Genomic DNA, 14314 nt, shown 5'->3' on the forward strand with positions numbered 1-14314 from the left:
TCCAACGACGCACCGCGACACCATGGACCGAACCTCTTCCACGCAGACCGCGCGGTCGCGGATCGCCGGCGCCGTCGACAGGCTGTCCGCGGCGTTCGCGGCGCGGGTCGCGATCGACTTGCGCGCGCTCGCCGCCTTCCGGATCGGGCTCGGAGCGGTACTGATCGCGGACCTCGCGTTGCGGTCGCGGTCGCTGACCGCCTTCTACACCGACTACGGCGTCCTTCCGCGACGGGCGCTCTTCTCCGACTACTCGGCGACCCAGTCGCTGTACGGGTTCGTCGGGGAGCCGTGGGCCGTGGCGCTGCTTTTCGCCGTCGCGGGCGCGTTCGCCCTCGCGTTGGCCGTCGGGTATCGAACGCGAGCCGTGACCGTCGTCTCGTGGGTCCTGCTGTTCTCGTTACACGGGCGGAACCCGATGGTGTTGAACGCGGGCGACAGCCTGCTTCTCATGCTGCTGTTCTGGAGCGCCTTCCTCCCGCTCGGCGCGCGCTGGTCGGTCGACGCCGCCAGACGCGCCGACCGATCGGCCGACTCCGAACCGGAACCGAACTCGGCACCGGCGGGGGTGAGCGACGCTTCGATCGCGACGGTCGCCACGATGGCGGTCCTGATACAGATGCTGTTGATGTACGTGACGAACGCGGTCCACAAGTTCGAAAGCGAGCAGTGGATGGGCGGCGACGCGGTCGCGTACATCACCCAGGCCGACCAGCTGACCTACCTGTTCGGCAACTACCTCGCCGAGCTCCACGGACTCCTCCGCGCGTTCACGGTCCTGTGGGTCGTGCTCCTGGTCGCGTCGCCGCTGTTGCTCCTGCTCACCGGCTTCCCACGCGCGGTGCTCGGGTCGCTGTTCGTCGGGATGCACCTCGGGATGGCGGTCACGATCCGAGTCGGCCTCTTCCCCGTCGTCGTCGTCGTCGGCTTCCTCCTGTTCGTCCAGACGCCCGTCTGGGACGCCGCCGAGCGCGTCGTCGCCAGTCTGGATCGCTCGGGGTCGCTCGCGCGGTGGCGGGCTCGTCTCGAATCACGGGCGCGGTCCGTGCCCGCGCTCGGCGCGTGGGCCCCTCGATGGACCGCCTCGGACCGCGCCGACGGCTCCGATACTTCGAGGCTCTCCGCCGGTCTCGCCCGCGGGCAGGTGCTCTTCACGACGGTGCTGCCGTACGCGTTCCTCGTGTTGATCGTCCTCTCGAGCGCGTCGTCCGTCGGCTACGCCGACACCCCCGACCCCGCCGAGGAGGTCTTAGACGCCGTCGAGATGGAACAGTCGTGGCAGATGTTCGCGCCGGACCCCATCGACACGACCCGGTGGTACGTCGCCGCCGGGACCCTCGAAGACGGCAGCGAGCGGGACCTGTTACACGGCTCGGCGGCCGACTTCGAACGGCCGTCGCGGGTGGAGACTACCTATCCGACCGCTCGGTGGCGGAAGTACTTCGCGAACGTCTACGGGGCCGACAACGAGAACCACCGCTCGTACCTCGCGAACTACCTCTGTAGCGATTGGAACCGGACCCACCAGACGGCCGTCGAGAACGTGACCGTCTACCAGGCGTACGAGCGAACCACCCCCGGCAACGGAACCGTCGAGGCCGCCGGCGAGTTCGCGCTGATCGAGTACGACTGCTCCGGCGAGTTCATCCAGAACGAGTGACGCCGCGGTGGCGGTGTGGAAAAAAGGGGCGCCGCTCGCCGAGTGAAAACGCGTATGAATGACGGACAGGCGGGGGAGCCCGGCGTTCCGTCACGGGGTATCCCGATTGCCTCCTCCACCCCGCGACCCGACGAGCGACTGGCGTCCGGCGGTGGGCTGCTCGCTTCCGCGCCTGACCCAGTGTCGCCGACGAACCGCGACGGACCGCTCCTGCGAGCGGGCGCCACGGACCGCTGTCCCCGGCGGACGAGGCTTCCACGTTGGCTCTCGGGGCCCGTGCCGGTCTGACCGGACGTGCCCGCTGTTCGGTCCCCGCTAAAGACTACCTCACGGGTGACGAGCGGGGCCTAACCGCCCGACCTAGTCCACTTCGCTGTACAGGGCACCAACTTAAGGGCCTTTCGTTCGGCGAGACGCCGGAGGTGAACCGTACGAACTCACCCGCCGCCCGCCCTCACGACAACAGCGCGCGGGCGTACACCGCGGCGGAGAGCGGCACGGGGACCGAGACGGCGACGACCGCGGGCGCGTGCCACACCAGCCAGCGGTACTCAGCGAACACCGAGGTCGGCTCTATCGCGGTCGCCCACAGGGCCGCGCTCGCGGTCGTGGCGACCCCGAGGACGACGGCGACCCCGGCGAGCGTCCCCGGGTCGAGGTTGCCCCGCTCGACGGAGGCGATGACGACCGCGCTCAACAGCGCGAACAGCGCGATCCCGCCCCAGCCGACGGCGCCGGAGGAGTAGTACCCCGCGAGTTCGGTCGCGTACCCCGAGACGAGCGCGTACGGCGCGACGAGCGCGATCACGGTGGCGACGGCGGCGACGATCCCGACCCGGCGCGAGAGGGCGCGGAAGTCCATACTCGCTCTCGGAACGGCGCCGCGGTAAAAGGACCGGATCGGACGCACCGCGGGGCGCGGGCCGACCCGTTCCCGTAGCGTTTTGCCTCGGCGGCCCCCACGTCCGACCATGTCACTCGACGTCGACCCGCCGGCCCCTCCCGAACTCGCCGCCGTCGACCCGAACGAGTACGAGGACGCCGAGGTGTCCGGCGGCGAGTACCGCCGCGACGAACTGGGGAGCTTCCTCCGCGAGGGCGCGTGGGAGGAGGCGTTCGCGGAGTGGGCCGCCGGCAGCGACATGGACGAGGAAGACTGGCGGATCGCGCTCGACCTCGATCTCGTCTCCCGGTTCGACTTCTTCTGGGACGACTTCGCTGACCGCGTCGGCTACCACGCGCCGGGGCTGCCCGAGGACTGGAAGGAGCGCGACCTCCACCCGGACTTGGACTCGTGGGGGACCGTCTCCGCGATCAACGCGGGGCTCACGGAGCTCGGACAGATCGTCTGCGAGACGCTGAAAGCGGAGTACATCGACTGGGAGGCCGACTTCGACGCGCCGGACGACCTCCCGGACTTCGACGAGTGACGCGGCGTCGACGCGTCCGTCGACGGCGGCCCGACCGAGACCGCGGGGCGCTCAGTGCCCCCAAAGGGTGCCGTCCGGCGCGTAGCGCGCGTCCATGATCCGGTCCCACTGCTCGTCGGACAGGTCGACGTCGGTGGCCGCGACGTTCTCGTCGAGCTGTTCGACCGTCCGCGCGCCGACGATGGGGACGCAGGTGAACTCGTCCCACTCGGTGAGCCACGCGAGCGCGACCTGCGCGGGCGTGGCGTCCGACTCGTCGGCGACCTCGCGGACGGCGTCGAGCACCTTCCAGCCGCGTTCGGACAGGTAGAAGCGCTCGAACCGGTCGTCGAAGCTCGCGCGCGACCCGTCGGGCGCGATCACCCGCTCGGGGTCGTCCGGGTCGGCGCGCTCGTACTTCCCGGTGAGGAACCCGCCCGCGAGCGGGGAGTACGGACAGACGGCCAGATCCTGGTCGACACAGACGTCGAGGTACTCCTTCACGTCCTCGTAGTAGCCCGCGTGGTGGAGCGGCTGGACCACGTCGAAGCTCGCGTAGTCGTTGACGTCGGCGGTCCACTGGGCCTTCGTCAGCCGCCAGGCCGCCATCGTCGACGCGCCGAGGTGGTGGACCTTCCCCGCCGCGACCAGCTCGTCGAGCGCGCGCATCGTCTCCTCTATCGGGGTGTCCTCGTCCCAGCGGTGGATATAGTAGACGTCGAGGTAGTCGGTGTCGAGCCGGTCGAGGGTCCCCTCGATCTGCGCCCGGATGTGTTTGCGGCCGAGCCCCGAGTCGTTCGGGCCGGGCTCGCCGCGCCCGTCGAACGGGAAGTACACCTTCGAGGCGATCACGTAGTCCTCGCGGTCGCGCTCGTCGAGCCACTCGCCGATGTACGTCTCGCTCTTCCCGTTCGGCGTCCCGTACACGTTGGCCGTGTCGATGAAGTTGATCCCGCGGTCCGCGGCCGCGTCGAGCAGTTCGTGGGCCTCCTCGCGGCCCGTCTCGACGACGCCGTTCGTCTCGCGACCGAACCGCCACGTCCCGAGACAGAGTTCCGAAACGCTGAGCCCGGTGTTGCCGAGTCGTCGGTAGTCCATACTCACCCCTCTCGGTGCCGGTCTGTAAAGCGTGGCGGCACCGGCGGTCGGGACCTGAGAGCGCGTCGCCCGTCAGGGGTCGGTGGCTACCCGAAGTTCTCGACTTTCGCGGCGTCAGCGTCGCCGCCGGCCGCGTCGACGGCGGCCTCCGCGTCCGCGACGAGGTCGGCGAACCCGTAGACGAAGACCGTCTCGTCGGCCGCGCCCGTGAGCACGTCGTCGACGGCCGTCGTCAGCGCGTCGTCGCCGTCGAGGAGGTGGACCGACACGCCGCGCTCGCGGAGCGCCTCGATCCGGTCGGCGTGGGCCGCGTCGTCGGCGCGGTAGACGATGGCGGCCGCGGCCCCCTCGTCGAGCGCGCGCTCCGCGATGGCGACCGCGGGGCCGATCCCGGGTCCGCCCGCGATCACGACCGCGCGCGGCTCGCCGTCGTAGTGCTGGTCGCCGTACGGGCCGGAGAGGGTCATCTCGGTGCCGGCCTCGGCGTCGGCGAGGAACGCGGAGAACTCGCCGCCCTCGTCGGGGTCGATACCGATCGTGACCTCGAAGCTGTCGCCGACGTGCGGCGACGAGAGCGTGTAAAAGCGTGCGACCGACTCGCCGTCGATGTCGGTGCCGAGCTTCACGAACTGTCCGGGTTCGGCCGCGAACCCCTCGGGGGCGCGAAAGCGGAGGGCGTACGTGTCGGGGCCGACCGACTCGACCGACTCGACCGTCGCTGTCGTGTCCATAGGCCGTATCGGCGGGGGAGACACAAACGTGTTCCCGTCGGCGTCGGTCCTGCCCGTGTCGAAACCGGTTCGCTCGCGCACGCCGTGCCACGAAGCGTCCGACCTAGGCCGAGGGTCGGCCGAAATCGTTCGACGAACGTCGAAAACGGGTCCGACGCGAAGGGACGATCGTGAGGAAAGCGGTGAACGCATGGTCAATTATCTTGAGTGTATTCGCGAATTCGGCCCCAATAAACGACAATATTCGCGAGAAGGAACACGTTCGTTCAGAAATGTGTCGGTGACTCCTTCCAGAAGCCTTTTGATGAGTCCGCCGGAACCTTGCCCATAGCACATGGCCGCGGATTTCAACTGGGCTGTCGGCGGAGAGGCCGGCGACGGCATCGACTCGACGGGAAAGATCTTCGCACAGGCGCTTTCCCGCGCGGGTCGACACGTGTTCACGTCGAAGGACTTCGCATCGCGGATCCGAGGCGGGTACACCGCCTACAAGGTGCGGACCTCCGTCGACAAGGTACAGAGCGTCGTGGACCGACTCGACGTGCTCATCGCGTTGACCCCCCGGACGATCGAGGAGAACCTCGACGAGCTCCACGAGGGGTCGGTGATCATCTACGACGGCGAGCGGACGACGATGCAAGACGTCGAGATCCCCGAGGAGATGATCGGACTCGACGTCCCGCTCAAGAGCCTGGCCGAAGACGCCGGCGGGGCGATCATGCGGAACGTCGTCGCGCTCGGCGCCGCCTGCGAGGTGGCGGAGTTCCCCATCGAGAACCTCGACTCGGCGCTCGAAAAGCGGTTCAAGGACAAGGGACAGAAGCTGGTCGACAACAACAAGGAGGCCGCCCGCGCCGGTCAGTCGTACGTCGCCGAGGAGTACGACCACGAGTTCGACTACGACCTGGAGACCACCGACGAGGACTACGTCCTCCTCAACGGCGACGAGGCCATCGGGATGGGCGCAATCGCGGCCGGCTGCCGCTTCTACGCCGGCTATCCGATCACGCCCGCGACCGACGTGATGACGTACCTCACCGGCCGCATCGAGCGGTACGGCGGCCACGTCGTTCAGGCGGAAGACGAGCTCTCCGCCGTCAACATGGCGCTGGGAGCGGCCCGCGGCGGCGCCCGCGCGATGACGGCGACCTCGGGCCCCGGGATCGACCTGATGACCGAGACGTTCGGCCTCATCGCCACCTCGGAGACGCCGCTCGTCATCTGTAACGTGATGCGCTCGGGCCCCTCGACCGGGATGCCGACGAAACAGGAGCAGGGCGATCTCAACCACATGCTGTACGGCGGGCACGGCGAGGTCCCCCGGTTCGTGCTCGCGCCCACGACGATTTCGGAGTGTTTCTGGAAGACCGTCGAGGCGTTCAACCTCGCCGAGAAGTACCAGCTCCCCGTCTACCTCACCGCCGACCTCTCGATGGCGGTCACCGAGGAGACGTTCTCCCCGGACACCTTCGACATGGACGAAGTCGAGATCGACCGCGGCAACGTCGTCGACGAGACGACGATCGACGACCACATGAGCGAGTCCGGCGGCTTCCAGCCCCACGAGATCACCGACGACGGCATCTCGCCGCGGGCGTTCCCCGGCACCGCCGACGGCGCGCACATGTCCACCGGCCTCGAACACGACGAGCAGGGTCGACGGACCGAGGACACCGAGATGCGTGTCGAGCAGGTCGACAAGCGCAACCGGAAGGTCGACACCGCCCGCGAGCGCGAAGACTGGAGCCCGCGCGAGTTCGGCGACGCCGACGCGGAGAACCTCGTCATCACGTGGGGGTCGAACGAGGGCGCGCTCGTCGAGGCGCTCGATCTGCTCGGGGACGACGGGCCCGACGTGCGGGTCCTCTCGGTCCCGTACATCTTCCCGCGACCGGACCTTACCGAAGCGGTCGAGGCGGCCGAGAACGTCGTCGTCGTCGAGTGTAACGAGACCGGACAGTTCGCGAATATCGTCGAACACGACGTGCTCGAACGCGTCGACCGCGTGAACAAGTACACTGGCGTGCGATTCAAGGCCGACGAACTCGCAGACGAGATCAAAGCGACCCTCGAAGCGGGGGTGGAGGCGTAACCAATGAGCTCAGATATTCGATTCACGGACTTCAAGTCCGACAAGCAGCCGACGTGGTGCCCGGGATGCGGCGACTTCGGCACGATGAACGGGATGATGAAGGGACTCGCGGAGACGGGGAACGACCCCGACAACACCTTCGTCGTCGCCGGCATCGGTTGTTCCGGGAAGATCGGCACCTACATGCACAGCTACGCGCTCCACGGCGTTCACGGACGCGCGCTCCCCGTCGGCACGGGCGTCAAGATGGCTCGGCCCGACATCGAAGTGATGGTCGCCGGCGGCGACGGCGACGGCTACTCCATCGGCGCGGGCCACTTCGTCCACGCCGTCCGGCGGAACGTCGACATGACGTACGTCGTGATGGACAACCGCATCTACGGCCTGACGAAGGGACAGGCGTCGCCGACCTCCCGTGAGGACTTCGAGACGTCGACGAGCCCCGACGGCCCCAAACAGCCCCCGGTCAACCCGCACGCGCTGGCGCTCGCCTCGGGCGCGACGTTCATCGCGCAGTCGTTCTCCTCGGACGCGCTCCGACACCAAGAGATCATTCAGGAGGCCATCGAACACGACGGGTTCGGCTTCGTGAACGTCTACTCGCCGTGCGTCACCTTCAACGACGTCGACACGTACGACTACTTCCGCGACTCGCTGGTCGACCTGAAGGAGTCGGACCACGACCCGACCAACCGCGAGGACGCGAAAGACGTCATCCTCGACAACGAGAAGGAACACCAGGGCGTCTTCTACAAAGACGAGTCGTCGGTGCCGTACCACGAACAGCACGGCGTCGACGAGGACATGTCGGTGATCCCGGACGGCGCTCCGGAGAGCGCGACCGATCTCGTCCGCGAGTTCTACTGAAACGGTCGCGAACGACGGGCGGTATTCCGTCCTCTCGCGACGGCCAAAAACGGGCGAACGAGCCCGTTTGCGCGGAGTTCTCGTCGGGTTTCAGCAAGTCTAATTAGGTGGGTCCGCAACCGTTGTGTATGGTTGACCGCTACGACGTCGCGATCGCCGGCGCCGGTCCGGCGGGCGCGCAGTGCGCCCGCGACCTGGCGACGCGCGGCTACGACGTCGTCGTTCTCGAGACCGAGTCGGAAGACGAGTTCCCGCGACAGAGCAACAAGTCGACGGCGGGCACGTTCCCGTCGATGATGTCCTCGTTCGGAATTCCCGACGGCGTCGTGATGTCGTACACAGACGACGTCGTGTTGGAGTCTCCCAACGAGTACTACGAGAGCTACCAGCCGGGCGCGGTGTTGGAGTTCGCGGAGTTCAAGCAGTTCCTCGTCGCCGACGGCCGGGAGAACGGCGCGGAGTACCGCTTCGACGCGCGGGTCTCCCGACCGATCCTCGACGACGACGACGTCATCGAAGGCGTGCGGTACAACGGCGACGAGGAGGTGTACGCCGACATCGTGATCGACGCGACCGGTCCCGCCGCGCCGATCGCGAGCGCCCTCGACGTCGTCGACCTCGAACGCGAGAACCAGGCGATCGGCATCGAGTACGAGATGGAAGGCGTCGAGATGAACCACCCGGAGTACGCGGACCTCCGGCGCGCAATGATGCTCCGTCTGGACCACGAAATCGCGCCCGGCGGCTACTCGTGGATCTTCGCGACCGGCGAAGACACCGCGAAGGTCGGCATCTGTTACATCCAGAACGACCGCCACCGCGAGTTCGCCGAGGCGGGCAAGACCGTCGACGGCTACCTCGACGACTGGGTCGACCGGGACCCCCGGTTCGCCGACGCAACGAAGCTCGACGGCAAGGTCCACCGCGGCTCCGCACACATCCAGCGCCCGGGACAGATGCACACGGACCGGTTCATCGCCATCGGCGACACCGTGCCGACCATCGACCCGCTGTGGGGCGAGGGGATCCACAAGGGGATGAAGTCCGCCCGCGCCGCCGCGGCGACGGTCGACCGCTGTCTCACCGACTCCGAGCGCCGCGTCGACGCGGAGAGCCTCGCCGTGTACGAGACGCTCTGGCACCGCGACGTGGCGCCGCGCGCGAAGTCCCGGCTGGCGCTCACGGAGTTGCTGTATCTCGCCCCGAACGAGCGGTACGACCGACTCCTCCGAGACCTCCAGCGGACGGACGACGACATCTTAGCGAAGGCGAACCGCGGCGAGAAGGCGGGGATGGCGCGGCTCCTCCATCTCGACGACGTCCCGCTGCTCGCGAAGTACGCTCGCGAGCGCCTCAACGCCTGAACGCGACGCACGACGGCGAACGATTCTCGCGGACGCCGACCACCGACGAGACCTGACTTCGGAACGGCTCCGTGGCCTGGAGTCGGGGAGTCCCCGGAACGCGCGCGAGGCTGGTCGGCGTCGGTTCCGGGACGTCAAACGAAAGTCTCTGCGTTCGAGTGACGGAGGCAGACAACCGACAGAAACGGGTCGCGACCGCTTACCGCTCGTCGATCGGGACGAACTCGGCGTTCTCGGGGCCCGTGTACCGGGCGCGCGGGCGGATGAGGCGGTTATCCTCCTGGTACTCGGCGACGTGGGCGATCCAGCCGCCGGCGCGGCTCATCGCGAAGATGGGGGTGTACATGTCGACCGGAATGCCGAGCGAGTCGTAGACGGAGCCGGAGTAGAAGTCCACGTTCGGGGCGATCCCCTTCTCGACGAGCCCCTGATCGGTGAGGTGCTCCTCGATGGCGGTGGTGTAATCGAGCCACTTGGTGTCGCCAGACGACTCGGAGAGGTCGCGGAGCTTCTCCTCGAGGATCTTCGCGCGGGGGTCTTTCACCTTGTAGACGCGGTGGCCGAACCCGGGGATGCGTCCGCCGTCGTCGCGGGTATCTTTCACCCACTGAACGGGGTCCTTCGAGGAGGCGTCGATCTCGTGGAGCACCTCCATCACGTCCTGGTTGGCGCCGCCGTGGAGGGGCCCGGAGAGCGCCCCGATACCGCCGGTGACGCCGGAGTAGACGTCGGCCATCGTCGAGCCGATCACCATCGCGGTGAACGTCGAGGCGTTGAGGCCGTGGTCGGCGTGGAGGGTGAGCGCCATGTCGAACGTCTCCTCGCTCACCGGATCGGGCTCCGTGCCCGTGAGCATGTAGAGGAAGTTCCCGGCGTGCGAGAGGTCCGGATCGGGCGCGACCGGCTCGTTCCCCTGACGGACGCGTTCGAACGCGGCGAGGACCGTCGGGATCTTCGCCGTGATCCGGCGGCCCTGCGTGAGGGTCGTTTCCTCGCTGTCGCCGTCGTCGGGGTCGTACGCCGAGAGCATCGACGTCGCGGTCCGGAGGGCGGCCATCGGTCGCTCGCCGGCGTCGGCGAGCGCGCGGACCGTCTCGATGACGTCGTCATCGACGTCGCGCTCGGCCACGAGGTCGGCGGTGAACGCGTCGAGTTCCGCGGCAGTGGGGAGCGAGCCGTGCCACAGCAGGTACAGCACCTCCTCGTAGCTCGCGCCGCGAGCGAGGTCTTCGATGTCGTACCCGCGATACACGAGCTTTCCGACCTCGCCGTCGACGTAGCTCAGATCCGACTCCGCGACGAGGACGCCCTCGAGCCCGCGTTTTAACTCATCAGCCATACCCCGAGTTGTCTACACCGTCAAAAAAGCGTTATCTTTCAGGAGGGATAGGTTACGACGATCGTGGTACGTTTCTGCGTCGGACGACGCGTACCCGGCGATCGAGAGACGGCTCTCGGGTGACCGGACGCCGTCGGCCCGGTCTGAACCCCCCGCTCTCTGCCGCGGCGGACCCGACCGCACCCGTTCGTCTCAGCGGGCCGGAACGACGGTCACCGTCCGGTTCCGGTCGATCGCGTCTTCCAGTTCCTCCGCGATGGCGGAGCCGCGAGAGACCTGAACCTCGCCGCCGCGGCCGACGGTGGCGGTGAAGAGGTACTCGCCGTCGGCGCGCACTTCGACCGTCTCGCCGACGCCGTCGTCGACGTCGATGACGACGTGTCGCGAGGTGATCTCCGGCGCGACCACGGTCCCTCGCTCGGCGCCGACCTGCCCGTCACCGTGACCGCTGGCGCCGCTCTCGCCGCCGGAGGCGCCGGCGCCCGCGCCGCCCGGCTTCTCGTCGTGCGTGCGAACGTCGATGTCGATCCCGAGCCGGTTCTCGATGTCGGCGATGCGACCGCCTCCCTTCCCTATCACGGTGCCGATGTCTCCCTCGGTGACGTAGACGACCGCCTCGTCGTCGCCGTTCAGCGACACGTCGACGTGGCCGTGCGCGACCGAGCGGATCTCGCGTTCGATCTCCTTTTTGGCGATGCGACCGACGCCGCTCTCGCTTTCGGCCTCTTCGTCGTCGTTCAGCGGGACGGTGACGACCTGCCGGTTGAACGTGTATATCTCGAACTCCGGCGTCCCCGTCTCGAAGTTCGACACCTGGATGACCGGACGCGCGAGGTCCTCCGCCGTGAGTCCGGCGGGCACCTTCACCTCGGTGGTCACGTCGTAGACGGTGTGGACCTCGCCCGCCTCGATGTAGACCACGGTGTCGACGATCTGGGGGATCATCCCGAGTTCGACGCGACCGACGAGCCGCTGGAGCGCGTCGATGGCGCGGGAGGCGTGGACGACGCCGACCATGCCGACGCCGGCCATCCGCATGTCCGAGAACACCTCGAAGTCGTTCGTCTTCCGCACCTCGTCGTAGATGGTGTAGTCGGGCCGGACCAAGAGGAGGGAGTCCGCGGTGTTCTCCATCTCGCCGCCGAGCGCGCCGTACTGGGTGATCTCCGGCCCCACCTGGAGGTCGCGCGGCTTCTCCATCGTCTTCACCGCGTAGTCGCTGTCGTTTAAGAACTCGGCGACCGCCTGCGCGAACGTCGACTTGCCGGCGCCGGGCGATCCCGAGATGAGCACGCCGCGTTTCCGCTCGCGGAACCGCTCGCGAAGCTCGTCGGCGAACTCGTAGTCGTCGAGCGTCGTCTTCGCGATGGGCCGCACCGCGGTGATCTCGATCCCGTCCGCGAACGGGGGTCGCGCGACCGCGATCCGGTAGTTCCGGAACTGGACGATGTCTATCCCGTCGTTCGACAGTTCGATGAAACCCTCGTTGGACTGGCGGGCGAGGTCGACGATCGAGTTGGCCCACTCGCGCATCTGTTCCTCGTCGGTCTCCTCGTCGTCGATCTCGACGTAGCGCATCTCGCCGAGCGTCCCGCGCTTCGCCTTCGGAACGGTGCCGGTCTTGAGGTGGACCGACATCGTCTCGTCGGTGAAAAAGTCCTGAATCGGGAGGTCGTCGACGACGCCTCGGGCGACGGGTTCGACGTACTCCACGTCGAGTCCCTTCGCGCGGGCGACCTCGGCCTGGACCACGTCGCTGGAGAGCAGCGTCGCGTCGTGATCGGCGGCGAGATCGCGGATCAGCGCGTCGACGTCGCCCTCGTGGGCGTTCGACTTGGCGTCGCCGCTGGCGCGCTCGCCGACGTACCGCAGGTCGATCGTCCCGTCGTCGGCGTAGTCGGCGAGTCGCTTGAGTTCGCTCAGCCCGTCCCAGCCGGATTCGAGCCCGTCGTTCGCCTGCGACTCCAGTTCGCCGACGACCGCCTCCGGGACGAACACGGAGACCGACTCGTAGGTCCCGTCCGCGACGCGTTCGGACACGCGGCCGTCGACGACCGCGCTCGTGTCCGGTACTACGTTCATACCGAGGTTCGGTACGGGAACCGTATAAGGGTGTTCGACCGGGGGCCGCGTCGACGGCGCCGGTGGGTCGTCCGCGGCCGCCCGCCTCGCTCAGTCGTCCGCGGCCGCCGGCTCCGTCTCGTCGGCCGCGAGCCGTTCCGCGTACGCCGTGAAGTTCTCGAACAGCGCCTTCGCCTCGCAGGCGGCGTCGTACGCCGCGGGGGTGATCGACTCGAGGACCGTGTCGACGCGCGCGTCACCGATCTGGTCTCGCTTGCCGTCCGTCACGTCGCGAGCGGTCTCGATGTCGTACTCGGGGTGGAACTGGACGCCCCAGCAGTGGCCGTCGCGGAACGCGTGGACGCCGTGTTCGTTCTCGGCCAGCAGCGTCGCGGACGGCGGGAGTTCGACCACCGCGTCGCCGTGAGTCGTGAAGGCGGTGAAGGAGTCGCCGAGTCCGTCGAAAAGCGGGTCCTCGCGCAGGCGGCTGATCTCGTTGTAGCCGATCTCGAACCCGTCCATCCCGGCGACGCGGCCGCCGAGCGCCTCCGCGAGCACCTGATGGCCGTAACAGACGCCGAGGACCGGGCAGCCGGCCGCGACGGCCTCGGCGACGTAGTCGACGAGCGCCGGTATCCACTCCTCGTCCCAGTAGACGGACGACCGCGACCCCGTCACCACGACGCCGTCGAAGTCGGTGTGGTCGGGGAGGTCCCCCGCGGTGGCGTCGAACTCGACGAGGTCGGCGTCGATCTCCCGCCGGAAGTTCCGACGGGTGTTCGCGCCGTCGTGGGCGGCGTTCAACAGGGCGAACCGGAGGCGAGTCATCGAGTGGACGGAGAGGCGAGAGCCTCAAAACGGTTGCGCTGACGGTGAGCTACTCGAACTCGCCGGTCGCATGCTCAGCGAGCCACCCGACGAGGTGGTCGTTGACCGCGGCCGAGGCCTCGACGCCGACGAGGTGGCGAGCGCCGTCGACGGAGACGAACTCGCCGCGGGGAAGCCCCTCGGCCAGCGTCTCGCCGGCCGTGATCGGACAGACCGCGTCGTCGCTCCCGTGGACGACCACGGTCGGCGTCGTGACCTCGAACAGTCGGTCGACGAGGTCGAACCCCTCGACCGCGGCGCGGTGTGCCTCGTACGTCTCGCGGTCGGCGTCCTCCGCGAGGCGCCACTCCGCGATCCGTTCGAGCGCGTCCGGGTGCGCTTCCCGGAAGTCGACCGAGAGCAGCCCGGAGAGGACCCCCTCGACCGCCGACGGGTCGGCCGGGTCGGCCCAGACCCCGTCAGCGTGGTACGCGTCGCCGGCGGGCGGCGTCCCGACCACGGCGAGACTGGCCGGGCGCGAGGAGCTCAGCGCCGCGGTCAGCGCGACCATCCCGCCGAGGCCGTAGCCGACGAGGTGGGCGTTCCGGATCCCCTCTGCCGCACAGACGGCCTCGATATCGGCCGCGAGCGTCTCGACCCGGTAGGGGCCGGGCGGAGCGTCCGACCGCCCGACGCCGCGCGTCTCCGGCGTGACGACCGTGTGCGGTCCCGCCAGCGCGGCGTGTTGCCACCCGAACTGCCACGCGCCGAGGCCGACGTCGCCACAGAACACGACCGCCTCGTCGTCGGGCCCGACGCCCCTCGCGTCGACCTCGTATCGGATCGCGGCGCCGTCGCGGGCGTTCTCGGCGACCGGCATGGTGCC

At 68.6% G+C, this 14314-nt stretch carries 12 protein-coding genes and 1 other RNA gene; 5 read left to right on the forward strand and 8 right to left on the reverse strand.

Going from position 1 to position 14314, the window contains the following annotated elements:
* The first annotated feature begins 22 nt into the window (after window positions 1–22).
* On the forward strand, window positions 23–1660 hold the full coding sequence (locus ACZ5KW_RS15195; RefSeq protein ID WP_343780578.1) for an HTTM domain-containing protein: 1638 nt from the start codon (window positions 23–25) through the stop codon (window positions 1658–1660).
* A 59-nt stretch (window positions 1661–1719) separates the two neighbouring features.
* Here the strand turns inward: ACZ5KW_RS15195 and ffs are convergent.
* Both ffs and ACZ5KW_RS15205 read right to left on the reverse strand, forming a co-directional pair.
* An RNA gene (gene ffs / locus ACZ5KW_RS15200) (signal recognition particle sRNA) lies at window positions 1720–2031 on the reverse strand.
* Between the two features lie 83 nt (window positions 2032–2114).
* The gene (locus tag ACZ5KW_RS15205; protein ID WP_343780576.1) at window positions 2115–2522 is read right to left on the reverse strand and encodes a DUF7548 family protein; all 408 of its coding nucleotides are present in this window, start codon (window positions 2520–2522) and stop codon (window positions 2115–2117) included.
* A gap of 109 nt (window positions 2523–2631) precedes the next feature.
* On the opposite strand from ACZ5KW_RS15205, the gene ACZ5KW_RS15210 reads away from it, so the two are divergent.
* On the forward strand, window positions 2632–3090 hold the full coding sequence (locus tag ACZ5KW_RS15210) for a hypothetical protein (protein WP_343780575.1): 459 nt from the start codon (window positions 2632–2634) through the stop codon (window positions 3088–3090).
* A gap of 51 nt (window positions 3091–3141) precedes the next feature.
* On the opposite strand, the gene ACZ5KW_RS15215 is transcribed toward ACZ5KW_RS15210, so the two are convergent.
* The gene (locus tag ACZ5KW_RS15215) at window positions 3142–4167 is read right to left on the reverse strand and encodes an aldo/keto reductase (RefSeq protein WP_343780574.1); all 1026 of its coding nucleotides are present in this window, start codon (window positions 4165–4167) and stop codon (window positions 3142–3144) included.
* A gap of 86 nt (window positions 4168–4253) precedes the next feature.
* Window positions 4254–4898, reverse strand: a complete 645-nt coding sequence (locus ACZ5KW_RS15220; protein WP_343780572.1) for an FAD-dependent oxidoreductase — start codon at window positions 4896–4898, stop codon at window positions 4254–4256.
* Window positions 4899–5232: 334 nt separating this feature from the next.
* Here ACZ5KW_RS15220 and ACZ5KW_RS15225 point away from each other — a divergent pair, with 334 nt between their 5' ends.
* The 3 genes from ACZ5KW_RS15225 to ACZ5KW_RS15235 all read left to right on the forward strand — a co-directional run bounded on the left by ACZ5KW_RS15225 (window position 5233) and on the right by ACZ5KW_RS15235 (window position 9221).
* Entirely contained in the window at window positions 5233–6990 is a 1758-nt protein-coding gene (locus ACZ5KW_RS15225; RefSeq protein ID WP_343780571.1) for a 2-oxoacid:acceptor oxidoreductase subunit alpha, read from the forward strand.
* A gap of 3 nt (window positions 6991–6993) precedes the next feature.
* Window positions 6994–7857, forward strand: a complete 864-nt coding sequence (locus ACZ5KW_RS15230) for a 2-oxoacid:ferredoxin oxidoreductase subunit beta (protein WP_343780570.1) — start codon at window positions 6994–6996, stop codon at window positions 7855–7857.
* A gap of 128 nt (window positions 7858–7985) precedes the next feature.
* Window positions 7986–9221, forward strand: a complete 1236-nt coding sequence (locus tag ACZ5KW_RS15235; protein ID WP_343780568.1) for a digeranylgeranylglycerophospholipid reductase — start codon at window positions 7986–7988, stop codon at window positions 9219–9221.
* 199 nt (window positions 9222–9420) lie between these two features.
* Here the strand turns inward: ACZ5KW_RS15235 and citZ are convergent, their stop codons facing one another.
* The 4 genes from citZ to ACZ5KW_RS15255 all read right to left on the reverse strand — a co-directional run bounded on the left by citZ (window position 9421) and on the right by ACZ5KW_RS15255 (window position 14308).
* Window positions 9421–10560, reverse strand: a complete 1140-nt coding sequence (gene citZ, locus ACZ5KW_RS15240; protein ID WP_343780567.1) for a citrate synthase — start codon at window positions 10558–10560, stop codon at window positions 9421–9423.
* Window positions 10561–10752: 192 nt separating this feature from the next.
* Complete coding sequence (locus tag ACZ5KW_RS15245) at window positions 10753–12642, reverse strand: PINc/VapC family ATPase (protein WP_343780566.1); 1890 nt, start codon at window positions 12640–12642, stop codon at window positions 10753–10755.
* Window positions 12643–12732: 90 nt separating this feature from the next.
* Entirely contained in the window at window positions 12733–13449 is a 717-nt protein-coding gene (locus ACZ5KW_RS15250; protein ID WP_343780565.1) for a type 1 glutamine amidotransferase, read from the reverse strand.
* 49 nt (window positions 13450–13498) lie between these two features.
* Window positions 13499–14308, reverse strand: a complete 810-nt coding sequence (locus tag ACZ5KW_RS15255; RefSeq protein ID WP_343780564.1) for an alpha/beta fold hydrolase — start codon at window positions 14306–14308, stop codon at window positions 13499–13501.
* Between the last annotated feature and the right edge of the window lie 6 nt (window positions 14309–14314).

It is taken from the genome of Halorubrum ejinorense (assembly GCF_055389685.1).